22 protein-coding genes and 1 pseudogene are annotated in these 23,512 nt (G+C 47.3%); 9 read left to right on the plus strand and 14 right to left on the minus strand.

Annotated elements, in window-relative coordinates:
• Positions 1-272: 272 nt before the first annotated feature.
• Positions 273-434, plus strand: a pseudogene (locus tag Q0986_RS22890) ((2Fe-2S)-binding protein); the annotation flags it as partial.
• A gap of 58 nt (positions 435-492) precedes the next feature.
• Here the strand turns inward: Q0986_RS22890 and Q0986_RS04480 are convergent.
• Positions 493-927: a type II toxin-antitoxin system VapC family toxin gene (locus Q0986_RS04480; RefSeq protein ID WP_299404649.1), complete on the minus strand. Its 435-nt coding sequence runs from the start codon at positions 925-927 to the stop codon at positions 493-495.
• Entirely contained in the window at positions 924-1,139 is a 216-nt protein-coding gene (locus Q0986_RS04485; protein WP_299404654.1) for a hypothetical protein, read from the minus strand. The genes Q0986_RS04480 and Q0986_RS04485 overlap by 4 nt, the downstream gene beginning before the upstream one ends.
• A 268-nt stretch (positions 1,140-1,407) precedes the next feature.
• On the opposite strand from Q0986_RS04485, the gene Q0986_RS04490 reads away from it, so the two are divergent.
• Positions 1,408-2,793 (plus strand): aldehyde dehydrogenase, encoded by a 1,386-nt coding sequence (locus Q0986_RS04490; RefSeq protein ID WP_299404659.1) that lies wholly within the window; start codon positions 1,408-1,410, stop codon positions 2,791-2,793.
• Between the two features lie 88 nt (positions 2,794-2,881).
• Here Q0986_RS04490 and Q0986_RS04495 read toward each other — a convergent pair whose 3' ends face one another.
• From Q0986_RS04495 to Q0986_RS04525, 7 genes are all read right to left on the minus strand, one after another.
• A complete protein-coding gene (locus Q0986_RS04495) occupies positions 2,882-3,403 on the minus strand; it encodes a DUF29 domain-containing protein (RefSeq protein WP_299404663.1) in 522 nt (173 codons plus the stop codon).
• A gap of 146 nt (positions 3,404-3,549) precedes the next feature.
• Positions 3,550-3,885 carry a hypothetical protein gene (locus tag Q0986_RS04500; RefSeq protein ID WP_299404667.1) on the minus strand — a complete coding sequence of 112 codons (336 nt, stop codon included), beginning with the start codon at positions 3,883-3,885 and terminating at the stop codon, positions 3,550-3,552.
• A 3-nt stretch (positions 3,886-3,888) separates the two neighbouring features.
• A complete protein-coding gene (locus Q0986_RS04505) occupies positions 3,889-4,107 on the minus strand; it encodes a hypothetical protein (RefSeq protein ID WP_299404671.1) in 219 nt (72 codons plus the stop codon).
• Between the two features lie 457 nt (positions 4,108-4,564).
• Complete coding sequence (gene gyrA / locus Q0986_RS04510; RefSeq protein ID WP_299404676.1) at positions 4,565-7,183, minus strand: DNA gyrase subunit A; 2,619 nt, start codon at positions 7,181-7,183, stop codon at positions 4,565-4,567.
• Positions 7,184-7,722: 539 nt separating this feature from the next.
• Positions 7,723-8,373, minus strand: a complete 651-nt coding sequence (locus Q0986_RS04515; RefSeq protein ID WP_299404681.1) for a DUF3386 domain-containing protein — start codon at positions 8,371-8,373, stop codon at positions 7,723-7,725.
• Between the two features lie 175 nt (positions 8,374-8,548).
• Positions 8,549-9,664 carry a non-hydrolyzing UDP-N-acetylglucosamine 2-epimerase gene (wecB, locus tag Q0986_RS04520; RefSeq protein WP_299404685.1) on the minus strand — a complete coding sequence of 372 codons (1,116 nt, stop codon included), beginning with the start codon at positions 9,662-9,664 and terminating at the stop codon, positions 8,549-8,551.
• Between the two features lie 161 nt (positions 9,665-9,825).
• Positions 9,826-10,197, minus strand: coding sequence for a hypothetical protein (locus tag Q0986_RS04525; RefSeq protein ID WP_299404690.1), 372 nt, complete (start codon positions 10,195-10,197; stop codon positions 9,826-9,828).
• A gap of 788 nt (positions 10,198-10,985) precedes the next feature.
• Here Q0986_RS04525 and Q0986_RS04530 point away from each other — a divergent pair.
• The 3 genes from Q0986_RS04530 (at position 10,986) to Q0986_RS04540 (ending at position 14,137) form a co-directional block, all read left to right on the plus strand.
• Positions 10,986-12,329, plus strand: coding sequence for a type IV pilus twitching motility protein PilT (locus Q0986_RS04530; RefSeq protein ID WP_299404694.1), 1,344 nt, complete (start codon positions 10,986-10,988; stop codon positions 12,327-12,329).
• Between the two features lie 74 nt (positions 12,330-12,403).
• Positions 12,404-13,252, plus strand: a complete 849-nt coding sequence (locus tag Q0986_RS04535; RefSeq protein WP_299404698.1) for a circadian clock KaiB family protein — start codon at positions 12,404-12,406, stop codon at positions 13,250-13,252.
• A gap of 156 nt (positions 13,253-13,408) precedes the next feature.
• Positions 13,409-14,137, plus strand: a complete 729-nt coding sequence (locus tag Q0986_RS04540) for an HAD family hydrolase (protein ID WP_299404703.1) — start codon at positions 13,409-13,411, stop codon at positions 14,135-14,137.
• 49 nt (positions 14,138-14,186) lie between these two features.
• Here the strand turns inward: Q0986_RS04540 and Q0986_RS04545 are convergent, their stop codons facing one another.
• Entirely contained in the window at positions 14,187-14,558 is a 372-nt protein-coding gene (locus Q0986_RS04545) for a hypothetical protein (protein ID WP_299404708.1), read from the minus strand.
• 80 nt (positions 14,559-14,638) lie between these two features.
• Here Q0986_RS04545 and Q0986_RS04550 point away from each other — a divergent pair, with 80 nt between their 5' ends.
• A complete protein-coding gene (locus Q0986_RS04550) occupies positions 14,639-15,697 on the plus strand; it encodes a D-alanine--D-alanine ligase family protein (RefSeq protein ID WP_299404711.1) in 1,059 nt (352 codons plus the stop codon).
• 67 nt (positions 15,698-15,764) lie between these two features.
• Here the strand turns inward: Q0986_RS04550 and Q0986_RS04555 are convergent, their stop codons facing one another.
• The 3 genes from Q0986_RS04555 to Q0986_RS04565 all read right to left on the minus strand — a co-directional run bounded on the left by Q0986_RS04555 (position 15,765) and on the right by Q0986_RS04565 (position 19,244).
• A complete protein-coding gene (locus Q0986_RS04555; protein WP_299404716.1) occupies positions 15,765-16,526 on the minus strand; it encodes a TIGR03943 family protein in 762 nt (253 codons plus the stop codon).
• A gap of 24 nt (positions 16,527-16,550) precedes the next feature.
• Complete coding sequence (locus tag Q0986_RS04560; protein ID WP_299404720.1) at positions 16,551-17,573, minus strand: permease; 1,023 nt, start codon at positions 17,571-17,573, stop codon at positions 16,551-16,553.
• A gap of 186 nt (positions 17,574-17,759) precedes the next feature.
• On the minus strand, positions 17,760-19,244 hold the full coding sequence (locus tag Q0986_RS04565; RefSeq protein WP_299404724.1) for a hypothetical protein: 1,485 nt from the start codon (positions 19,242-19,244) through the stop codon (positions 17,760-17,762).
• Between the two features lie 238 nt (positions 19,245-19,482).
• On the opposite strand from Q0986_RS04565, the gene Q0986_RS04570 reads away from it, so the two are divergent.
• Together Q0986_RS04570 and Q0986_RS04575 are read left to right on the plus strand one after the other, a co-directional pair.
• Positions 19,483-19,911 (plus strand): hypothetical protein, encoded by a 429-nt coding sequence (locus Q0986_RS04570; protein ID WP_299404727.1) that lies wholly within the window; start codon positions 19,483-19,485, stop codon positions 19,909-19,911.
• 168 nt (positions 19,912-20,079) lie between these two features.
• Positions 20,080-20,304, plus strand: a complete 225-nt coding sequence (locus Q0986_RS04575; RefSeq protein WP_299404732.1) for a hypothetical protein — start codon at positions 20,080-20,082, stop codon at positions 20,302-20,304.
• 42 nt (positions 20,305-20,346) lie between these two features.
• On the opposite strand, the gene Q0986_RS04580 is transcribed toward Q0986_RS04575, so the two are convergent.
• Positions 20,347-21,207 carry an alpha/beta hydrolase gene (locus Q0986_RS04580; protein ID WP_299404737.1) on the minus strand — a complete coding sequence of 287 codons (861 nt, stop codon included), beginning with the start codon at positions 21,205-21,207 and terminating at the stop codon, positions 20,347-20,349.
• Between the two features lie 1,052 nt (positions 21,208-22,259).
• Here Q0986_RS04580 and Q0986_RS04585 point away from each other — a divergent pair.
• Positions 22,260-23,492 carry an FAD/NAD(P)-binding protein gene (locus tag Q0986_RS04585; RefSeq protein WP_366918514.1) on the plus strand — a complete coding sequence of 411 codons (1,233 nt, stop codon included), beginning with the start codon at positions 22,260-22,262 and terminating at the stop codon, positions 23,490-23,492.
• The last annotated feature ends 20 nt before the right edge of the window (positions 23,493-23,512 follow it).

The following is a 23,512-nucleotide window of genomic DNA, read 5'->3' on the forward strand; positions in this document are numbered from 1 at the left end:
CCAGTTGTCCTCTCAGATAGCTCCATTACTCAACTCGGAGGGCATGGCTTTCCAAGACTTTGCCATTTGGGGGGCGGCACGATTAATTGAGATTCAACATCATCTTGTCTGGAGGGATGAAAGATAAGCTAGAAATAATCGATACTCATAGAGATGATGCTTTTCCTATAAACGTCTGTTATATCAAAGCTCTCAAGTTTGTTTGATCTCATCAACTACAGATATTGACTTCTCAGTACAATTAAGAATGGTGTCTCAAAAAATGTCTGACTATGTCTCAAGTGATAGCTCAAAAGAAAGCGTTTTCTTGCCCCGTTGGTGCCAATTTGCGCCAGGTTTTGTAAGTAGATCTTTACAATGGTCAATCGCGATTAATTAACTGTAATAGCATTGGCACCTGTGGGACTTGTGCCGTGGCCATTATAGGTGAAGTACCCGAGGAAAATTGACGCGATCTGATCTGCCTCTTGTTCAAACAGCATTCAGTCGTTTTTAAGAAGAAACTGTCCAATCTTCAATCGTCAAGCCTACAACTTTACTAAAGTCTCGATGATTGCGAGTCAACAAAATGAATTGCTGAGACAAGGCAATTGCAGCAATCCGAGCATCCATTTTTGCTAACTGCAGGCGTTGAAGTTCCAGGGCAGAATAGGCTAAAGCTGCATGTTCATCAAACGCAATCATCGGTAACCCCTTGAAATCACTCACCAGTCGCGCCATCATGCCATAGCCTTTTACCACCTCACTCAGGGAACGCGCACGATTGGTATAGGCGTGGCAACCCAGCATCTGTTCATGAAACGTCACGATTGATATCGCAAAGTCTGATAGCGGGTGTTGAGCCATTCGTCTGGAAAGATTAACGTAACTGTCACCTGTCTGGCGTTGGAGAATACTCAAGTGGTCGGTATCGAGCAGATATCTCATCCCTCATCTAGAGTTTCAAGCACCGACTCATCACCCTGGCGAACAGCTTGTCCATACGCAAGTACTTCTTCAAACGCAGGCTCATCCTTGAAAGACCCTGTGATATTTTGTAGCCAACTGTCTTGCTGAGAAAGGGCAGTTTGTTTTTGTAACTCAGTGATGGCGGCTTCTACTACTGCTAGCCGTTCCTCTAAAGAAGTATTGCGTTCCATCACTATCTCCTTAACTAGACCCCAGTATCAATTGACGAAATATGGCTTGTGGCCTTGATTCTAATCAATAATGACTGGGTTTGACGATATCAGCTCATCATTTAATCATTGAGGCATAATCGATATCGAAATTTGATAGGTTTTGGGGCCAGGGAACTTCCCCTGAATGGTCTTCCCATCCATAAAACGAATACAGAGACCCTGCGCTCTGACCTATCCTAAAGAGATATAGACCCAACCCTGACTGATATCTGCGGAGAAAAGAGCTATGGCGACCCAAATCAATCTGTCCCCCCTGCAGGAATTGGTTGCCGCCCAAAGAAATTTTTTTGCCACTGAGCAGACTAAACCCTATGAGTTTCGCATTGCTCAGCTACAGAAACTACAGCAAGCCATTCTTGAGCGCAAAGACGCGATTGTCGATGCCGTTTTTGCAGACTTAGGTCGGCCAACCTTTGAAGCCTATTTTGAATTGGCAACATTATCAGAAATCAAGGTGGCCCTGAAACAGTTGGCGACTTGGATGAAGCCCCAGAAAGTCGCGGTTGGAGTGGATGTTTTTCCTGGAATTGGGTGGGTTCAACCAGACCCTCTTGGGGTTGTTTTGATTATTGGACCGTGGAATTATCCCTTTCAATTGATGATTTCTCCCTTAGTGGGTGCGATCGCAGCTGGAAACTGTGCCATTCTGAAACCTTCCGAACATGCTCCTCATACCTCAAAAGTCGTAGCAGAGTTAATCAATACCACCTTTCCTGAGAGCTATATTGTCGTGGTTGAGGGAGAAGCCGAAACCAGCAAACGTTTACTGGCAGAGAAGTTTGATCACATTCTGTTTACCGGAGGCACGGCCATTGGTCGGGAAGTGATGAAAGCCGCCGCAGAGCATTTAACGCCTGTCACCCTAGAACTAGGTGGAAAAAGTCCTTGTATTATTGACGACGATATTCATATTGAACATGCGGCCAAGCGAGTGGCCTGGGGAAAATTTATTAATGCGGGCCAAACCTGTATTGCCCCTGATTATTTACTGATTCAGCGCAGCATCAAAGCGGAATTTTTAACCCATCTCAAACAAGCTCTTCGCACTTTTTATGGTGATCAGCCTGAGACGAGTCCTGACTATGGCCGGATTATTCACCAACGTCATTTCAATCGACTGGCCTCGTTTTTAGACAACGGTCAAACCCTTGTCGGCGGGCAAACCGATCCAGACACTCGCTTTATTGCCCCCACGCTCTTAGATCAGATCACCTGGGATGATCCGATCATGAAAGACGAAATTTTCGGTCCAATTTTGCCGATATTGACCTACGACAGCCTGGATGATGCGATCGCACAAGTGAACGCTCACCCCAAGCCGTTGGCTCTATACTTTTTTTCCAAAAATAAACAGAAGCAGCAGCAAGTCCTCAACTCGACTTCTTCGGGTGGCGTTTGTATCAACGATACGGTTTTGCAATTTAGTCAAAGCACCTTACCGTTTGGAGGCGTGGGCAATAGCGGTATTGGCAGATATCACGGTAAAGCGAGCTTCGATACTTTCTCCCATTCCAAAAGTGTTTTAAAGCGATCCTTTTGGCTAGATTTAAATTGGCGTTATGCGCCCTATACGACGAAAGGCTTGAATCTTGTCAAACGCATGATTACCTGATGGATTGTGCTTCAACTGGGGTTATATGGCTGGCTGAACGAACCACGCTCACATAGGTGTAGCCATCCCCGTGATTCGATTCCACGCATTATTGATCCACGATCGGCCAAAAGTCTGAGTCTAATACTTCCTCAGGTGTAAATGGGCAAGTCTCTGGAAATGTGCTGATCTCTAAGCTAGTTTGGTGGGCTGCTTGCTTTCTGGCAACGCTGTATCGTTGCTCCAATACGTCTGTGTAATAATTCCTGAGACTGGGACTAGCTTCAAGGGAGACCTGAATGCGATCGCGATATTCATCAATTGTACTAATCCAGCTAAGCGTCTGTTTTTCAGGTTGATACTGCCATTTCAATAGATGCGCCAACAATACACTCAAGTTACTTTTGAGAGCATTCTTCTCGCTACGTCCCAAGCTTTCTAACTCTTCTACCAAGTTATGGATATCCAGCTCACCAAACTTTCCCCGCTTCAGTAGTTCAGCCGCTGTCTCGATCCACTGAATAAAATCGACTTCGTACATTTGCTGATGAGATGCATGCGGATCCTTGACTGATTTTAGGCTGCCGCTTTTGCCTAATTGCTGAGATCTAGGGAGTTGAGTACCAGCCATACCTGCACCAAGAAGGTTGGACCATACCACCACTGTGGCATATTCGGCACTGCTAAGTTTCGGTAAGTTTTGACAACAATAATGCCAGAGTGGAATTCAGAAAAAGAATTGCGAATCGATGGGCTGTACATACCCTTCCTTTAGATTTAGCAACCCCTGGGTGGATAGTAGAGAGTGGGACCTACATCTTCAGACCACCAGCGAATCCAACCTTCATAGAACTTGAATGTCTCTTCAGTTCCACACAAATCACGGGGAATGCTAATTCTGACTCGCATCCAGTTTTTCTTGATCTCTAGCGGTTCAATGCCGTAGTCTCTGCCTGATAAATCTGACTCCAATGCGAAAACGGTGGGACTAGACGCACTAGGGTTGGACCTCAGCGTGATAGAAGGAGAGAGCTGTTCACGCTTGTACAAATGCCCTCTGTTGCGAGTCTGAGTCTTATCCACAGGTTGAAACACATCGCGCCAGTATTTCACCACTCAAGAATGTTGCTGTTGCAAATAATCTGGATTCACCCAGGCTGTTCCATCGAGATCGCCTTCAGGGTGACCGTATTGAATTTGAAACCACCCCTCGGGGGATGCTTGTAAAACGATAAAAGCGTAAGTTTTGTTGGATGTTTGTACTAGATTGGGCTCAAATTCTAAAAATTGGGCTTTAGAACCCGATAAATCGACGACCCATTTTCCTGTCAGCACTCCCCACCATTTGCCTTGTGCAGAATCATATAACGATAAGCAAAGCCGATTTAGCCACTCATCGCCAGGATAATGAACAGGTAGAGTGTTCGAGGAATGATCTGAGTGTAGGCGACGTTTAACCAAAAAAGCGATACCCCAATTCGGCTGGGCAGGTTTCCAGTTGTAGCTTTCACCAGGGGACGTTGGTAATGTACTTTTGTCCCAAGAACACTTCAGGACATCAGTCTCTTCTGCAATAGATCGAGGAGAGTGAGGTTGCTCTGCTTGTTCATCATCAGAGATAGGAACAGTATTTGGGCTTGAACCCTTATCACAAGCTATAGAAAGCAGTGCCAAGCTAAGCAATACACGAACGAAACGGTATTCATAACAGTTTCGTATCGTTAGAAGCCTCAGCATCTAATTATCCACAGCTGCCTTGAGATATGAGTCTAGAATCATCGTTGCCAGTGAATTATTCTAGCTCTGTCTCTCCTTCTTCTTCATCCGATAGATCTTCGGGGGGCACTAAAGCCACTGCTGCGATATAGTCATCATCATCCAATCTTTGGACTCTAACGCCTGTCGCAGCCCGTGACTGGGATGAAATATCTGTTACTGCTTGTCGAATAACAATCCCTCGGCTAGTGACCAACATCAGTTCATCTTCAGCATTGACGATCCGTAGTGCGGCTAACTGATCGGGAGTTTTCAGCTTTTTGAACTTAGTTGCGGTGACCCCTTTACCGGCCCGATTCTGGAGTCGGAATTGGGCGACAGGAACTCGCTTGCCATAACCATAGGTCGTGATTACCAATACCCAAGGACCCGGCTGTTCAACGGTTTCAGACTCTTCTTCGTTGCCGTCATCTTCGACTAAAACATCTGGATCATCCGCCTCTTCGTCTTCCGCGTCCGTTGCATTGCCTAAGGTTTCCACAACGGCACTAGATAGAATGTCCATACCTATAAATTCATCACCTTCCCGCAGACGCATGGCCCGCACCCCTCGCGTGGCTCGTCCCAAGGGTCGAAGCTGCTGATGATCCGCTCGGAAATGGATAGACATGCCTCGGCGAGAGCCGATCACAATACTGTCTTCTGCTCGGGTCAATCGTACCCAGCGCAGCAAATCTCCTTCTTCTAGGGAAATAGCGATTAAGCCATTGGCCCGAATATTGCTAAAGGCAGCCAAGGCCGTTTTCTTAATAAAGCCGCCGCCCGTCATCATCACCAAATATTCGTCTTCGCTAAACTCGCTGACGGGGATAACGGAGGTAATTTTTTCTTCTCGGGGAATGGGTAAAAGCTGGACTAAAGGCACACCCCTAGCCGTGCGGGAACTAACGGGGATTTGGTAGGCGCGCAGGCAGTAGACGACGCCGCGATCGCTAAAAAATAACACGCTGTCATGGTCACAGCAGCCAAAGAAATGCTCAACCGCATCATCTTCCTTAATTTTGGCTCCGGCTCGACCTCGGGTGGCTCGGCTTTGAGCATTAAAAGTATCCACGGGCATCCGCTTCACATAGCCCTGCTCTGTCACCAAAATCACGGCCTGATCGTTAGCAATTAGATCAATGTCGTCTAGATCGGCCAGATTAGCCTCAATTAAGGTGCGACGAGGGCTGGCAAATTTGGCTTTAAGTTCAGTGACTTCCGTTTCGATAATTTCTAGCACGCGTTCGCGACGGGCCAGAATATCTTCTAGATCAGCGATTCGCTCTTGTAAGTCCTGGTGTTCTCGCTCAATTTTTTCCGCTTCTAAAGCAGTGAGTCGGCGGAGCTGCATTTGCAGGATGGCATCGGCTTGAGTGTCAGACAGGCCAAATCCATCCATTAGTTCTTGACGAGCCACTGCGGAATCTGCCGCTTGACGGATCAGTTGAATCACTGCATCTAGATTTTCTAAAGCAATCAGCAGTCCCTGTAAAAGATGATCACGTTCTTGGGCTTTGCGCAGCTGAAAACGGGTGCGACGTATGATCGCATCTTCCCGGAACTCCAAAAAGACGCTCAAGAACTGCCTCAGGGTAAGAAGCTGCGGATCGCCGCCCACTAGCGCCAACATATTGGCTCCAAAATTCGTTTGGATGGGGGTTTGTTTATAGAGATTGTTAAGAACCACCTGGGGATAGGCATCCCGTTTCAGTTCAATTACAATTCGCATCCCGTCGCGATCGCTCTCATCGCGAATATCGGAAATGCCTTCTAGGCGCTTGTCATTAACGTTCTCAGCAATCCGCTCAATCAGAGCTGCTTTGTTGGTCTGAAACGGCAACTCTGTGATGATAATGGCTTCCCGATCAGGCCGCCCGGTTTGTTCTAGGGTTTCAATCTCAGCCACTCCACGCATGGTGATAGAGCCACGACCGGTGGTATAGGCTTCACGAATGCCAGCTGTGCCTAAAATTCGGCCTCCTGTAGGAAAATCGGGACCTGGAATGATTTTCATCAACTCCAGATCGGTAATCTCAGGATTATGAATAAGAGCCACTAGGCCATCAATGACTTCTCCTAGGTTATGAGGCGGAATATTGGTCGCCATGCCCACCGCAATCCCTGAAGACCCGTTGATTAAAAGTTGAGGGATACGAGCAGGTAAAACGAGAGGTTCTTGCTGCGACCCATCAAAGTTATCACCAAAGTCAACGGTTTCTTGCTCAATATCGGGGAGAAGCGAGTCTGTACTGAGAGCTTGTAAGCGACATTCTGTATATCGCATGGCTGCTGGTGGATCGTTATCAATCGATCCAAAGTTGCCATGACCGTTAATCAAAGGCATGCGCATGGAGAAGTCTTGCGCCATACGCACTAAGGCGTCATATACCGCCGTATCACCATGGGGATGATATTTACCCAATACTTCCCCAACCACACGGGCGCATTTTCGGAAGGGACGATCAGGGGTTAAACCTAACTCATACATGGCGTATAAGATACGTCGGTGCACGGGTTTGAGGCCATCTCTAGCATCTGGCAAGGCCCGACCAACAATGACGCTCATGGCGTATTCCAGGTAAGAGCGCGACATCTCATCCCGTAGATCTGTGAGAATAATCCGCTCTTGCGCTGGATCAGAGGAGAAGGTCATATCGTTTGAAATACTCCTAAAAACGTGCTTAGTCGAGAAATAGCTTTAACAATAACGACTTGCCCTTAATATCATTAAAAAAATGAGCTATTTACCCCTGATTGCATCGTTTATTTTATCATATTTTGATACTTGACTGTGGTCTAAAGGTCGCGAGTAGCGATCCATCAAGTGCTTTGGTGGCTATACTTTCAAAGATTATTAATTCAACGAGTACTGATAGGTGAATTGATCTACTCAGCATCCGGAAACAAGCAGACGATTTTGACAAAGATTTGGGGAGTGATGATTGTTTTTGGGGCCAGACGGATTGATGGCATTGCCACAGAAAAGCATCTGTTTTCGAGCATTTTAGCTGATTATGCCTAATATCGAACTGCCAATCCAGATCATCCTGGGAGCATGGCATGATCTGGATTGGAACCGCTTACTCAGATTCGATGTCGTGAGGGTTGAGATTCAGCATCAATAAACAGCAGCCGGTGTGATAAGTGCCTCGTCATAATCCTTGTGAGGGTCCAACTGAAATGAAATAATCTCTAAACTGCAGCAGGTTGCAACAGTTTGACGTTGGAAAATTGAATATCTGTGAGGGTGGTTTCACCTTGTTCATGGGTGCGAACCACTTGCCGAGTCATAATGAAATAGTTGCCTACAGGTTCATAGGTATCTTCAAATTCCATTTGTCGAATAATCTCGTTGGTTTTGGGGTTGCGAAAGACCACAGAATAGATAGCTGAGATATACCCTGAACCGGTTTCCAAACTTTTTTTATGATGAATAATAAATGCCATCCGACCCATTACTCGACTGACGAGAGAGATCTGATTCTCACGAACGCGATAGTTCGATCCCATCGCATCTCCCTCGACAATGATCTCTTGGGAGCCTGAGGAATCGAGCTTACCTAAGGTGAACTTGCTGGACCCGTGAGCTTTCTCAAAGGGGGTACGTTTGCGATGGGTAATCACGTCTCGCATTTGCGTATACAGAGACTCTTGTACCGTTTCGTTGTCGACCTCTGTAACCTCAACACTCAGATCTGAAGTCACCTGAATCGTGCCAGTGTGTGTGTCATTGGCTTGTCTCAGTTCGACATCGGCGATGTAGCCTGGAAAATCGCTATCCCAGGTGTAACGATTCTCATAAGCTGCACGAAACAGATCACGAGCTGGGGTCTGAGCGGCCATTACATGAAGTCTCCTTACTGTGATTCGCAACCTAGACTTGTATCCAGTCTAGACTAAACATTTGCTCAACCAACGTCATTATGGCATTTGAAGGAGTCATATCTCTAGGGTGTTGTCGGTGATTCAGCTCAACCGATTACGTCAAGAATCTATCTGAGAGGGGAACCTCAGTATTCTATTGTTGCAGGAAGTCTTGAATCGCTGTAATGATTCGTTCTGAGGCATGACCGTCACCAAACGGATTAATGGCCTTAGCCATAGCGTTGTAGGCTGCTTCATTCTGTAGTAAGGAACTCGCTTCAGTGACAATATTATTTGTGCGAGTACCGATCAATTTAGCCGTTCCGGCTGTGACCGCTTCTGGTCGTTCGGTGGTCTCTCTCAGTACTAAAACAGGTTTGCCCAGGCTCGGAGCTTCTTCCTGCAGACCACCTGAATCGGTGAGTAATAGATAACAGCGTTGAATGGCGCCCACTAGGTCGGTATAGTCTAAGGGCTCTGTCAGGAAAATGCGAGGATGTTGTCCTAACAAAGCTTGCAGTGGCTCCCGTACCGTGGGATTGCGATGCAACGGTAACACTAACGCCGTATCTTCAAATCGATCCAATATTTGTAGAAATCCGTTGGCAATTTCTTGCAAGGGGGTTCCCCAGTTTTCTCGGCGGTGTACGGTCGCGAGAATGGTTCGATGTTGGTGCCAGTCTAAGCCAGGAATATTGCAAGGGGGATGTTGGCCAGCGACGGTGAGTAGGGCATCAATCACAGTATTGCCAGTGTGATGAATGGTGCCCGTCACGCCTGAGGCTTTCAGATTTTGAACCGCTTGAGTTGTGGGCGCAAAATGAAGCCGAGTGATCTGAGAAATCAGACGACGATTGGCCTCTTCTGGGTAAGGGTTATAGATGTTATCTGTGCGTAACCCTGCTTCAATATGACCCACGGGAATTTGCTGATAGAACGCAGCTAGGGCAGCAGCAAAAGCAGTGGTCGTATCTCCCTGAACGAGAACGACATCAGGTTGTAGCTGTTGAAATAAGGGCTGTAGACCTTGGAGGCTCCGACAGGTAATATCTGCCAGACTTTGTTTGGCCTGCATAATGTCTAAGTTGTGATCCGCTTCGATATCGAAAATCTGCATCACTTGGTCGACCATCTCTTTATGTTGTCCAGTCAATAGGACTTGAGTGGCGAATCGATCATCAGACTGCAAGGCTTGGATGACCGGTGCGACTTTGATGGCTTCTGGGCGTGTCCCTAAAACAATACAGATCTGATGGCGCAAATTTGACATGAAGATAATGGAACTGGAAAGCACTAGGGACCATACTACTGAAAAACCCGGCTTATAACCGGGCTTCTAGATTAAAAACCTGTGTAATTCAAGAGAGCTGCAATCTCGTTTCAGAAAGAAACATTGCAGCTCTCTTGAAGGTTAAAAATTTTAATGTCAATCTAGTCGAGATCGCAGGTTAGTGGGCAAGCTGCGTAAACTGTACTACTGACTGGATTGGCCTTGCCATTGAGCCATCTTAGCCACCGGACTTCATGGGGATGAATCCCTTTGAAGGTCAGCATGGCAGCAGCAACCATAATTGCTAAGGCGTTAGCAGCCAGAATTCCACCTGACACTAAAGCAACCGCACTCATTGGAAAAACGGCTTGTAGTACAACTGCTGCTAGAGCACCGCCTGTTGCCATTAAAACGACTAATGGAAACCCAACGACGAGCCAGCAAACGGTTAAAGTAAACGTCCAGATTAAAAAACTCTTCAAGATAAATACGAAACTATGTTGTTTCAAGTGAGAAGCTTCAGCCAATGTCATTTTTATTCCTCCCGCCAACCAACAGCGACTCAATGGATATAGTCAAAGTCTTAATTTCAAGTTTTTTTAGTATATAGAATGGAAGTATCAAAACTGGTTGATTGTTCAACATTATTTACATTGACGGCCAAACTGCAACAAGGCATTCATCTCTATTTACCCTAAATTACCGCACTAAAAGGGTGATATTTAGTTTCTTGTAATCTATGTATATAAACGGTTTTGTGGGTTTTGCTGCTTATCAATTAAGACAAGATTACTTGATTCTTCCTTGTGATGCTTTTGATCCCTATCATTAAATTAATTAATATTTAAGACTATCTTTCTCAGTTTTGGTCTACCAATTCAGGGCTAGCCGCATTTTAAGCAACAAGAATTTTACAGTTTGAATGCCTGGTGAGGCCCTGATCCTTCGTTTCTTTCGGTGGCTTGAAACGTCATCTACCGCTTCATCCCTGATATTAAATTTCTGGGTAGGAAATAGTGAAATGAGTATTAATACTTGCGTATAAATCACTAGTGACGCATCAAGAAATTCTTGAATGTTATTACTGTTGTCCTTGTGGGGACTGGGATGCTGAATGTACGCTCAATCTCCAGGGCTGATCAAGACTGAGGGGGCTGATGACCCAATTCCAGTTAGAAGGTTAAATTTTAGGTGAGGATGGTGAATACTTTTGACATACCCGTCAGTTGCAGATTGAGCCAGAGTATCCCCTGTGACTTTATCGTTGAGCACGGTAGATGATTTGAATTGAGTATGTCCATCGCGTGAAAGAAGTACTTCTATGACAGACTATCAACGCCCCCCTTTTCCACCTCCCCCTGCACCCCTGCCGGCTGTTCCACCTCCTCCCTATCCTGATCAGCGTGGGGAAAGAGATGCCATGGAAACGGAAATGATTGCGACTCCAACCAAGGTGGTTGATGTACCGACTCAGACTCAAACTGCTGAGGAACTCACTTCTTTTCCTCAGACTCAGCCTTATGCAGGCTATGGACAGACTGAAGTAGATAATGGTGAACCGACCCAATCCACCCTACAAATGCGGGGTCGACCACCCGGAATGGGAATTACTCTTGAACAGTTAGTTCGAGAGGCTTTTGAGAATAACTTTTCTGATATTCACCTTGGGGTTGGCGAAGCCCCTCGCTTTCGTGATCGCGGTCGTCTAGAAATTTCTCACCATCCCATCACGGATGAAACCACCTTTGAATATTGGTTAGAAGAAATTCTTACGCCTGACGAAATTCAGCGGTTCCACACCACCCAAGAATATGATGGAGCCACCCAATACGACGGTATGGCTCGGGTTCGTATCAATATTTTTGTCAGTCTTAAGGGACCCGCGATGGTTCTCCGACTGATTCCTTTGAAGATTTTGAGCCTTGAAGATCTGAATTTGCCCTTGGTGTTTCAAGATTTATGCCACTATCACAAGGGATTAGTGTTGGTCACCGGACCGACGGGGTCGGGAAAATCCACAACGTTGGCGGCGATGGTGGATTACATCAACTCGGAAATGCCCAAGCATATCATCTCCATTGAAGACCCGATTGAATTTGTGCATCAAAGTCGAAAGGCGATGATTCGCCAACGGGAAGTGGGGATTCATACGAAGAAGTTTGATAACGCGCTGAAAGCGTCCTTGCGAGAAGATCCCGATGTGATTTTAATTGGAGAAATGCGGGATCGAGAGACGGTGAATACGGCCCTCAAAGCGGCCCAAACGGGTCACCTGGTGTTTGGAACACTGCACACGAACAGTGCGGTCAAAACGATTGAAAGAATCCTCAATCTCTATAAGCCCGAAGAACAAGAGCCGATGCGGGTGCAGGTGGCTGAATCCTTAGTGGCGGTGATTGCTCAATCTCTGGTGCGAACCACGGATGGTAAGCGAGCCGCAATTCATGAAATCATGATTAACACCGATGCCATTAAAGATTACATTCTGCGAGGCGATGTTGAAGAAGTGGAAGCGATGATTCCTCAATGTAGTTATGATGGCATGGTCACTATGAATCAATGTCTGCATAACCTCTATGAGGAAGGCCGGATTGATGAAGAAACGGCGCTAGAAATGTCTCCCAAGCCGAATGAAATGGCTCAGATTTTGCGAGGACGCATCTAGTTAGGATGGTAGAAGTCTAAGGTAAGGTATCCGAATAGACGTTGGATGCTGATATTGGCTTTTTCCTTGCCGTTATGAGTCGCTCTGTGAATACGTTGCGATCGCAATCTCTCCCTTTTCTATTTAAAGGTCTCGCCCTGTTTACCCCGGGGGGAGACCTAATCTATTGTATTGATTCGAGCAAGCAAGGCCATTGGCATATGCAGCTCTGCCAAGCCTTGCAGACGTTGCTACATTTGCCAGAACCGCCGCTGTTTCTTGTGCCCTGCTACACGGCTTCTTTAGATCGATGGCTGCATCCTTATACTCAGCAGCTCCACATTGCAGCGGAAGCTTATCCTCGGGTATGGCGATACCGTGGTTTGCTGAATGCTGTCTTTGAAACGCCAATGGACCATTGGCAAATGATCAAAGCGCCTGTAGAAGCCTGTGATCCAGCGGTGATCGAGAGCTATCAACCGCAATTCCCTCAACTTTGGCAAAATCATAATCTTGTGATTCGCCTGGATCAGCTGTCTGCTCAAAATAGCGCTAATACTACAGATGCGGATCAAACGGTCAATCAGCCTGATCCGCGGGTTGCCGACCCGGCTATATCGATAGCCGCAGACAACAGTCGACCTCAAGGGTATGTATTGAGGCTATTTGTGGCTAGTCACCATACCAGTACCACTCGAATTTTGGAAAACCTCCATCGGTTATTGGATCAGGTGCTTGATGTACCCTATACCTTAAAAGTCATTGATGTCACCAAGCATCCAGATCGAGCTGAAGCCGATCAAATAGCGGCAACGCCCACTTTAGTCAAGGTATGGCCAGAGCCTGTGCGCAGACTAGTCGGTGATCAGTTAGCTACTGATACGGTTCTGCAGTTATTAGATGCAACCTCAAGCGATACAACTGCGTCGGCGCAAGACCCGTGAGGTCGGACCGGATACGCCGCTAGGCTAGACGGGATTGCTTCCTGAAAAATGGAGCATCGTCCCGGTTCCTTCTGTGCAAGACTCTGGCTACAAAAGCGCTTTCTTCCCAGAGTTTCTTCTGATACACTGGCTCGGCAGGAGTTGGAATGAGTGCAAGTGGCCATTGATTGGATTTTTTTTGATTGCTTCAATACCCTGATCGATGATTTTGATCAAACGGGTGAAGAATTAGCGCTGCAACCTGTTTATGCTCTCCCTGCTGAAGTGGGATTATATGAATCTGCGGCTGAATTCCGACAAGATTATCATCGCTGGCGTAACCAACAATGGCAGACTGAGCATCGAGAAATTGAGATGGGCGATCGCTACCAAGCCGTTCTACATGACAAATTTCCTGCTATGCCCTTGACGGAGATCGAGAAGATAGCAGCAGAAATGGTGAAACGGTTTCGAGTCTGTTATCAGAAGTCTCTGCGTTTACCGGATGGCGTGCAAGATATGCTCCAGTTTTGGCAGGGCCGAGTGCGGTTAGGTGTGGTTTCTAACTTTTATCTTCAAGGGTGGCCCACAGAACTGCTAGAGAGTTTTGGCTTACGGTCCTACTTTGATTTTGTTTTGGATAGTGCAGCCTGTGGCTGGCGTAAACCCGGACGAAAAATCTATGAAATAGCCTGCGAACAGGCTCATATTCCGGCAGCGGATCGCCATCGCGTCTTATTTGTGGGCGATCATCTACTCAATGATGTTCTAGCACCCCAACAATTGGGAATGCAGGGTCTCTATTTCGATCGCTCACAGGTACGCCCTACCTATGCACCCTCAACGCAAGGCGTGGCTACTATTACTGGGTGGCATCAGTTTCGATCTGATTTTTGTCAAACGTAGTTGTTGATGCCCAGAACTAAAGCGCGGTGATCCTTGTCATTAGCGGAGCCTATCTTCTTTTATATTTTCTTGCAGCTAGTTTGGCAGCTGTTCCTCGCCACAAAATGATGATAGGCAAGGAAATAATAATCAAAATAGGTATTAATTCCCAAGCTGCTGCTGTCACCATTGGCATGAAAACCATTAAAAACATACCGCCGAACATGATCCAGCCCGAGATTAAAACCCACCAAGGAATTCTTCCTCCAGCTAAACCTCTGTAAGCTCTGCCACGAAGGTAAATATCACCCATGGGATCGTATCCAGAGGGGATTTTTTCTTGATAGGGAGGTTGTGGATCAGCCGGAACTTCAAGAATCATCGGATCATCTGAATGATCTTCAGGCAGGAATTGCTGATAGTTATTATTGTGGCTCATCATCACCTCTCTGGTTAGTGTGAAGCTACATGCGAAACCATTGTGATAGTCTATCTGGATTAAGGTATGCCAGGGAGTCAACAGTGGAGAAATTGCGGGTCGGTTTAGTTTTTGGGGGTTGCTCAGGCGAGCATGAAGTATCCATTACCTCAGCAAAAGCGATCCACAAGGCATTGCACACGGCACCGAATCTGGACAAGTATGAGATAGTGCCGTTTTACATCCATAAAAATGGTTGCTGGCAAGCGGGTTCAGTCGCTGAAACGGCCTTAGACACTGGCAAACCTCAAGCATGGCCAGCCACCGTCAATCGCTGGCGCTTTCCAGATCAGGCTAGCACGATTGATGTATGGTTTCCTATTCTCCATGGTCCTAACGGTGAAGATGGCACGATTCAAGGACTGTTGCAGCTGATGCAAGTTCCCTATGTTGGGTCTGGCGTGTTGGGCTCGGCAGCGGGGATGGACAAGATTGCCATGAAAACCGTGTTTGCAGCAGCCGGATTGCCTCAAGTGAAGTATGAGCCCGTGACCCGAGAACAGGTGTGGTCCGATCCTTGTGTATTTAAGCAAGTGTGCGATCGCATCGATGAGGAGATTGGCTATCCCAACTTTGTTAAACCTGCCAACCTCGGATCCTCCGTGGGGATTTCCAAGGTGCGATCGCGGCTAGAACTGGAAGCGGCTTTGGACAGCGCCGCGAGTTTTGATCGCCGCATTGTGGTAGAAGCAGGCGTTGTGGCTCGGGAAGTGGAATGTGCGGTGCTGGGGAATGGTCAACCTCGGGCATCGGTCGTTGGAGAAATTAGCTTTGATAGTGATTTCTACGATTACGAAACGAAATATACGGAAGGACGGGCCAGTCTGCAAATTCCAGCCCCATTGCCAGCAGAGATTACCCAAAAAATTCAGGAGATGGCGATCAACGCCTTTATTGCGGTCGATGCAGCGGGTCTATCGCGGGTAGATTTCTTTTATGTGGAATCTACGGGAGAGGTGCTGATCAATGAAATTAATACGTTGCCAGGGTTTACGAGTACGAGTATGTATCCCCAGCTATGGGGAGCAGCAGGCGTTAGTTTCCCTGAGTTAGTGGATCGCCTGATTCAATTGGCTGTGGAATATCACGCTAGCGCTGATTAATGAGCTGAGACTTTGCCATGCGGTGGGTATGGGCTTGGGATCGCGATCCATCCAATGAGCGGACTGGTTAGTAGTAATAAGGATTATCCGGTTCAGGAATCGGTTTGAGTGCTTTAGCTTGAATAACGAGTTGGCGTTGACCATTCAGGGTCTCCGTCATCATTTCTCCTTGGATCGCTTGCCAGGAATCAACCGCATAGGTCTTGCGGTTGCCCTCTAATTTAACGGGCAAGCCCACAGGATAGGCATCAGCTGCACAACAGCTAATCACAAAACGGGTCAGCGTAAAGTAGTTGTCAGGTAAGTCCTCGGGATAGACCACAAAGCCATCGACATTGACCTTTTGACCCGCATAGGCATCCGGTTCAGGATAGACATCCAGCGTGCGAATCCACTCTAAAAGGGTTCGCTTTTCTGGGTTGCTTGTGGTTCGGAAGGCCTGAGGGCGCGCTCGGGTGACCAATGTGGTATCTTGCAATCCTCGTTGAATCGCTGTTTGGCTGGTGAAGGGACGAGGCGTCACTAGTAATCCAATCAAGGCGGCAACCAGCATGATACTGCTCATCACCGGGGGAGATAGCAAGGACAGATGCTGAGCGCGCATCGGTAATCGTCTTCGCCAAAGCTTCAAGATCTGCAGAACCGTCAACATCAGCAAAAAATAGCCCGCTGCAAGGGTCAAACCATAGTAATTGGGATGGATGAGCAGGCCAAGTTTACCGGATCGCCAATAGTGAAGAATTAAAGTCCCCCACAAGCCCAGGGCTAAGGTCACTAACCCCTCTGGCAGATAAGGGAACAGTTTAGTTCGTAAACGTTTTGCTGTCATAAGGGTTGAGGGAGAGCATACTCCCTAGCTAATCCACAGGTTAATAATCAGAGTGAAGACTAAGGTCAGTTGAAAGACAATGGCAAAAATATAAAAAACAGCCCGAGGCTTAAAGACCATCAATAATAACCCCATACTTTTGAGGTCAAACATGGGGCCGAATACCAGAAAGGCAAGCAGCGCGCCACTGGTGAAGGTGGAGGCAAAGGAAAGGGCAAAAAACGCATCGACGGTCGAACAGATGGAGATGACGCCGCCTAAAATCACCATGGCAAAGACTGACGTCACGGGTCCTTGACCAATAGCGAGAATGATATTCCGGGGAACGGACACTTGAATGATCGTTGCGAGTAGACTCCCTAGAACGAGAACGCCACCCATCTCTCGCAGTTCTTGAATGGTGTTTTCCAGCAAGAGGGGGAGTTTATCCCAGAGAGATTTGCGCTGAGGGGAGGCAATGGCCAGTACAGCATCCAAGTTAGCGGCTTCTAGGGCAACTGGATTGCCGGGCTGATCTAGAAAGTAGGTGCCGGATTTTAACAAACCGGTGGGCTCAGGGGATTCCGCTGTAGAGGAACCGGGTGAAGGGGGCATTAGTGCCGCAATATTGGGTTGTAAAAAGGGTTTGAGATCGGCTTGCCAACTAAAGACCCAACCGACAATGGTTGCGATCGCAAAGGAAAATACCACTCGCAACACCACAATTTCGGGTTGATCCGGGAATGCCGACCAGGTCGCCCAAATGACGACTGGATTAATGGTTGGGGCTGCTAGCAAAAAGCCAATGGCAACCGGCGCAGACGCCCCCTGAATCAGCAACCGTCGAGCTACAGGAACGTTCCCACATTCACAAACGGGGAATAAAAAGCCAAATAGGCTTCCAGAAAGCGCTCCCAACAAGGGGTTTTTGGGAAACTTGGCAATTAATCGCTGTTCGTCAATAAAGAGCAGCAGAATGCCCGAGACCAACACACCAAAAATTAAAAATGGCATGGCCTCAACCATCAGACTCAGAAATAGAGTTAATCCACTACCAAATTGGGGCATTCAAGGTATTCCTAAAACGTGAGTGTTTTCAGTGAGTGACATCTCTGGACGATAGTTGAGAGACAACAAGCCCTTTGGACTCATCTCTGCTGCAGTACCTACCCTAACCTGAGGTTGGCATAAGGCAAGGACTCACTTTATGCCACAAGGTCAGCCATACTCTCACTTGAGTATAGATTGCCCACTTTAGGGCAGCCACAGGGGTTGAATACCTGCGAGTAGTTTCTGTGGTTTTTTCTGCTTGGAGGAAATGGTGTTGGTGTCCTGTAACGGGTATAACCATACTTGACTTGCACTGATCGTTTGGCCTACGGAATCTCGAACAACACTCTGGCTGGGATTATCCGTGATAGTCACTTCTTCATAGAGCAAGGCCGACCCATCTGGAGCGAGGCTGAGGGTACCGCTCGACTGTTTAGGAATAGTAATCAGGCGTTGTTTTTTGCCAGTGTCTAGATGAATGGCGCTGATGTGAAGATCAAAACTGGCGGTTTGGCTGCGATTAAACGTCGTGTATAAACAGTAAACAGTTTGTGTACTGGGATTCATCTCTGCATCTAAGACGTACCCTCCAACCTTGAGTAATTCTTGTTCTTGACCTTGATTGGATAAGAGATAGAGCGAGCGAGTGGAGTCGGGATTATTTTGAGCCATCAGGGCTGCCGATCCATTTCTAGCAAAACTTAAAATTTGGTCAAACTTGGGCCAAAAATCGACGGGTTTACTGTTGGCATCACCGTATAGGGGCACCATGGCAACGCCTTGATTTTGAGAAATAACTAAGGTTTGACCATCGGGCGTAATTAAAAATTGACCATCTGCATTGTGTTGGAGCCGACGTGGTGCTGAATCGGTTAACTCCCAGAGACTAACGGGTTCATTCGCTTGCCGACTAAACTGCTGGACGATCAGCACTTCTCCATTAGGCGTAACATCAAAATCTAAAAGTTGATAGTCTTGATTGTCTAACAGGAGCTGATGGCTGGGTGAGGTGGCCGTTGGCGTTAACGGGACAACATAGAGTTTTTGCTCAAATACATCTTGGTCTGCATGCGCCCGATCGATGGCGGTAAACAAAATGCGATCGCCTTTGAGATCCACTTTAAAATCCAAAACGATCAGAGTGTCTGGCGTTAGGATTTGATGAGTGTTTTGGGTGAAGTTATGCGTTACCAAACGGCCATTTTCTTCCCCATCAATCCCGAGAAAGACGAGGGCGCGATCGCGACTGCGAAACTGTCCCGTAAACGGCTGCATTTTCACCGACTCCTCGGCATCACCCCGAGTAGCTGCCGTGGCCTGGTCGAGAGTGACTTGAAACGATTGACCGTAAGGCACAGGTTGGTTAAGGGTATAGGCTAATCGACGGCCAGACCAACTGAATTTGCCCGGTATGGGAGGCTGAATCTTCAGATGATCCGTCACCGACTGCCAATCCATCGCTCGATTGAAGGTGAGAATAAAGGCGGTGTCTTCCACCCCGATCTGCTGATCTTGCCAGCTAAACTCGCGGACCTTGGGAAAGGTATGGTCCCCGCTCCAGATAATTCCCCCGATTAACAGACTCAACACCATAATCATGGCAATGGCAATGCGATCTAAGGGGTGTGAATGGGACCAACGATTGACCCCAATCCACGGCTGCTTCAAATTATCCTTACCCAATGTCATTCGTTTCTATGTTTGATGTACCCATCTGCACTCTCCGTTCCTGACTGATCCATCATAAGGTTGTGTCCGATTGGGTCTGTCATAGCATTGGTATCTTTGCTTCTGCAAGGAATGCAACAGTATGGCCATCTTATTTCTGATAAGCTAAATGCAACTTTTGGCATATTACCGTCGTCGTGCAATTGAAGGCTGTAAAGCCATAAGTACAAACCTTATTGCCTGATCAAGGGGATGGATTATGTGTGTTGGATGCTATGCCATGCCGATTATGACGTTGATATCGCCAGGGCCTGAAGCGCCACCTGCAACAGCGGTTCCCTTGATTGACTCGCCAGAAGCCAAGGTCATGCAGGTTCAGCCTCAAGTCAGCGCCACCCAGGTCAGAGCTGAAATTGCGGCGATGATTGAACGGTTGCCCGATTCTGCGGATGCGGTCATTCTGCGAGAAGAATTTACTGCGGTTTATCAACGCTTAGAAGGTATCACCAATGTGGATGAAGCCAATACGATTGTGGGCGAAGGCATACTGAATATTGCCGATCGTTTGGGAACGAATCCCAAGGCAGATCGGGTGATCAAGATTTTGTATGAAATCCAAGAACCTGAAGCTCAAAAACAAGCAGCCCATCCTTTACTCAAACAGTCTACTTGGGGCTGGATCTCCTAAACAGCCGACGATAATCGTCTGGATGCATAAGGCTGAAAAGTCATATATTCCCTAGGGCATACTGGTTTAAATGCCTCCCAACATACGTTTGGCATGGTAAACACACCAGAGTAAAGCCGTTTTCAACCTGGCTATACTGGATTAAACCTTCATCACAAGGCTTCAGGAATGATCGATCAAAAAAATATTCTGACGACATTAGGATGCTCAGGCTCTCTGTTGCTAGCTTTAGCGATGCCTCAGTCAACCTCGGCAACGACCAATATCCAGGATCAGATCGAGGCTGAGCAGGGTTTCCCCACTGTGGAAATGTCTCAAAGCGATCGCATGGAAGATGCCATTGGTTGTGGCTGTGCCATCTGCCAAAGAGCGCCTATCGAAACGGGTCTGTAAATCCTTTCATACTCTAGAATTTAGCTCTCCTACCGTCACCAATTAGGTTGGTGAAGTGTCTTGTTGTAAAAAAGAGAGAGTAATAGGTGCAATTTCATCACCAAACTCTTCCGCCATACCCAGACTCCCAGGTAAGTAAGTGGCTTGAATATTCGGCAATTTAACCATCGCTTCCATTTCAGCTTTGGATCTAGGCGGGACTTGCTCTCCCACGATTACCATGACTGGCTCAGCTTGTTGCGCCAAGCCAGCTAAAAACTCTTCTCGCTCATCCACTGGATCTAAGCCCCCTGTGACAAAGGCTGCTGGTGCATACCGAGCACCGGGTTGCTGCGTATTTTGATAGCGCTTAGCGATATAGTCAGAGGTCAATTGGGTTTCATCCACAAAGACATGGCGACGATACATCCATTTCAAAAACCCAGGACGAGTATTCAGCCCATATAGTGCTGAACCGACTACAGGTGCGCTCACTAACTGGCGAATCCCTCGACGCATTGCTACGGGTGCACCCATGACTGCCAGTGGACCTCGCCAGGTCGGCGCAATCAATATCATCCGTGACCAGGACTGGAGGGCGAGCGCATACCCAGCAGCATGGCCTGCTGCCACAACAGCCACCTCTTGGGGAAAGGTGTCCCTTACAAAAGCCTTCAGAAATTGACGATAGATATCCGGCTGGTAGGGAAGTGCAGGACGGTCGGAATCGCCAAATCCCGGCCAGTCTATAAGCGTAACCTGAAAATGAGAGGCTAAAGCCTGGGCTAAGGTTGCCAGTTCTGCCCGCGTAGACACCGTACTAAAGGCGGGCAATAGTAATACTGAGGGACCGGATCCAAAGGTTTCAGTGGCAATGTTTAGGGTGTGATTTTGCCATTGCCAGGTGTAGATGTCCAGTTGCATAAGTGTTAGGGAGACTGGAAGTCCTACTCTACTTGATTTCCCCAGGCTTTGATCACTTTTTCTAGTATTGATGGTATCCAGTCCCAAAGTGATAAGCCGCAACTTATTCTGAAAGCAGGCTTGATCGCGACAACAGTAGTTGAGGTTGTCTAATTTTTGAGCAGCCTATCAGAGCTTAAAAGCCGTCTATACGTCTTTGGTAGTGCTCAAGGATATGTTCATGTCAAGGTTTTTAGAGCGGTGGCGACAATTAATGCTCGTTACCTATCGCTCAATAAAGATAACAACTTTATTGAGCCTATAAGAATAGATTTGCCCTAATTTTTAATTAATCAAATCTTTAAGATTTGGAGACCAAAAAAGCTTATGAATTGCTTTGCTTTCTTTGCCAAGTCGATTATTGCTCAGGGGAGGCGGCCTGAATGACCAGTATTGAGAGGAATAATTTACTCTCTATTGCTAACAAAAACTGGTGAAGTGATGACTAAACCTGGGCATTACAAAGGAACAGGATACTTTTTAACCTTTAACCCAGGCGAATTTTAGTTCACAATCAATTTTTATCCAATTTGGAGATTAATCCAAATTGAAGCTGCTACTCCTATACCCGCCCAAACTAACAATAACTTAGGCCAAGGACTCGGATTTGTGTTACTCATAATATAAAAATTTTAAACATTACTAAAAGACTTAACAAAACCCAACTAAGTTGTCAAGGATGGCGTTCTAATGAGGGATCTTTGGTGAATCGGGGCAAGCTTGTCAGTACGTCAATAACAGTATTACAAGCAGATTCACCCACGTTAACCGACCTTAACGCAATGCTATAGATCCACCGTCCTTTGGAAGGTGGGATGCAGTCGTTAAGAGAGTGAAGTAAGGGCTAGGGAAGCTGGAAGTCTTACTCGACATTGATTTCCCTTAGCTTTAAGGACTGTCTTGCGAATGTCCTCCTATCCTCTAGCCGATCAAGTTTTTATAAGCTGGGCAGGTTTGAAACTCATATTATAAAATGATAATCATTATCATAACGACAAACCTCACCTCTTTCATTGCTTGTGAATCATCGGATTGATATTGCCATTATTGGGGCAGGTCCTCAGGCGCTTACGCTCGTTACCCATTTACTTCAGAAAAAGCCTGCTCTTAAGAGTCGCCTCCAGATTTTTGACCCCAGCGGCACCTGGATGGTCCAGTGGCGAAAACAATTTGCCGCTCAGGAGATTCCCTATTTACGCTCGCCTGGCGTTCATCACCCGGATGTGAAGCAAACCCTGTTTAACTTTGCTGAACATCGCCAAGAAGAGTTGTATTACCCTTACAATCGTCCTGGAACCCAACTGTTTCACGATTTTTGTGAGACCGTCGTTGATCGGTGGAAATTACGCGATCAGGTGACTGCCGCTCAGGTGGTTCAACTCACGCCCTTGGCGAAGGGATTTCAGCTGCAGCTAGATACAGGGGAACAGGTTGAAGCCCGACGGGTAGTGTTAGCAACGGGTGGGGGAGCCGCCCAGATCCCTGATTGGACTGCCGAGGTGAATCCACATCCGCCTGAACGGTTGTGCCATAGCCAAAACATTAATCTGTCTGATGTACCGAATCTGAGCGGTGAGACGGTTCTGATTATTGGCAGTGGTCAGTCCAGTGCTCATTTGGCCTTGGGAGCGATTAAGCGCGGAGCCAAGGTTTTGATGATGGCTCGACGGACTCTTAATAAAAAAATATTTGATGCAGAACCGGGATGGTTGGGTCCCAAGTATCTGAAAGGGTTTCAGGCCGAACCTGATTGGCAAGTGCGCTGGCAAATGATTCAAGCGGCCCGCAATGGTGGATCCATCGCCCCCGAATTGCTGACTCAGCTACGGCGGTTGTCCCAGTCCGGCCAAGTCACCTTTTATGAACAGTGCCAAGTGTCTCATGCCCTTTGGCACCATGACGCTTGGCAAGTGCAGTGTAATGTAGCCAACACTCACGATTGTCTGGCCCATCAGCGGATTAAGCGGATCTGGTTAGCCACGGGCACCACCACGGATATCACAGCTCATCCTTTGATGGGAGAGATATTGGAGCGATACCCCAATCAGATTGTCAATGGATTGCCGGTGCTAGATGAACATTTGCGCTGGCCTGGGTGTGACCTGTTTTTGATGGGACCCTGGGCCGCATTGCATGTGGGTCCTGTCGCCCGGAATTTGCACGGCGGACGAATGGCTTGCGATCGCATTGTTCCAGCCTTAACTAAAGCCAGTGTTGCTCGGACCGTGATTCATCCCCACAAATAACCACCTACGCTTATTCTTAT

The sequence above is a fragment of the Acaryochloris sp. IP29b_bin.148 genome (genome assembly GCF_028285565.1).
GTDB lineage: Bacteria > Cyanobacteriota > Cyanobacteriia > Thermosynechococcales > Thermosynechococcaceae > Acaryochloris.

Excerpts from the sequence above, each read along its gene's own strand:
- Q0986_RS04575 (WP_299404732.1), top strand. The coding sequence starts at position 20,080 with ATGATCGATCAAAAAAATATTCTGACGACATTAGGATGCTCAGGCTCT.
- Q0986_RS04570 (WP_299404727.1), top strand. The coding sequence starts at position 19,483 with ATGTGTGTTGGATGCTATGCCATGCCGATTATGACGTTGATATCGCCA.
- wecB (WP_299404685.1), bottom strand. The coding sequence starts at position 9,664 with ATGTCAAATTTGCGCCATCAGATCTGTATTGTTTTAGGGACACGCCCA.
- gyrA (WP_299404676.1), bottom strand. The coding sequence starts at position 7,183 with ATGACCTTCTCCTCTGATCCAGCGCAAGAGCGGATTATTCTCACAGAT.
- Q0986_RS04490 (WP_299404659.1), top strand. The coding sequence starts at position 1,408 with ATGGCGACCCAAATCAATCTGTCCCCCCTGCAGGAATTGGTTGCCGCC.
- Q0986_RS04515 (WP_299404681.1), bottom strand. The coding sequence starts at position 8,373 with ATGGCCGCTCAGACCCCAGCTCGTGATCTGTTTCGTGCAGCTTATGAG.
- Q0986_RS04525 (WP_299404690.1), bottom strand. The coding sequence starts at position 10,197 with ATGACATTGGCTGAAGCTTCTCACTTGAAACAACATAGTTTCGTATTT.
- Q0986_RS04580 (WP_299404737.1), bottom strand. The coding sequence starts at position 21,207 with ATGCAACTGGACATCTACACCTGGCAATGGCAAAATCACACCCTAAAC.
- Q0986_RS04535 (WP_299404698.1), top strand. The coding sequence starts at position 12,404 with ATGAGTCGCTCTGTGAATACGTTGCGATCGCAATCTCTCCCTTTTCTA.
- Q0986_RS04495 (WP_299404663.1), bottom strand. The coding sequence starts at position 3,403 with ATGGCTGGTACTCAACTCCCTAGATCTCAGCAATTAGGCAAAAGCGGC.
- Q0986_RS04565 (WP_299404724.1), bottom strand. The coding sequence starts at position 19,244 with ATGACATTGGGTAAGGATAATTTGAAGCAGCCGTGGATTGGGGTCAAT.
- Q0986_RS04545 (WP_299404708.1), bottom strand. The coding sequence starts at position 14,558 with ATGATGAGCCACAATAATAACTATCAGCAATTCCTGCCTGAAGATCAT.
- Q0986_RS04485 (WP_299404654.1), bottom strand. The coding sequence starts at position 1,139 with ATGGAACGCAATACTTCTTTAGAGGAACGGCTAGCAGTAGTAGAAGCC.
- Q0986_RS04555 (WP_299404716.1), bottom strand. The coding sequence starts at position 16,526 with ATGACAGCAAAACGTTTACGAACTAAACTGTTCCCTTATCTGCCAGAG.
- Q0986_RS04560 (WP_299404720.1), bottom strand. The coding sequence starts at position 17,573 with ATGCCCCAATTTGGTAGTGGATTAACTCTATTTCTGAGTCTGATGGTT.
- Q0986_RS04530 (WP_299404694.1), top strand. The coding sequence starts at position 10,986 with ATGACAGACTATCAACGCCCCCCTTTTCCACCTCCCCCTGCACCCCTG.
- Q0986_RS04480 (WP_299404649.1), bottom strand. The coding sequence starts at position 927 with ATGAGATATCTGCTCGATACCGACCACTTGAGTATTCTCCAACGCCAG.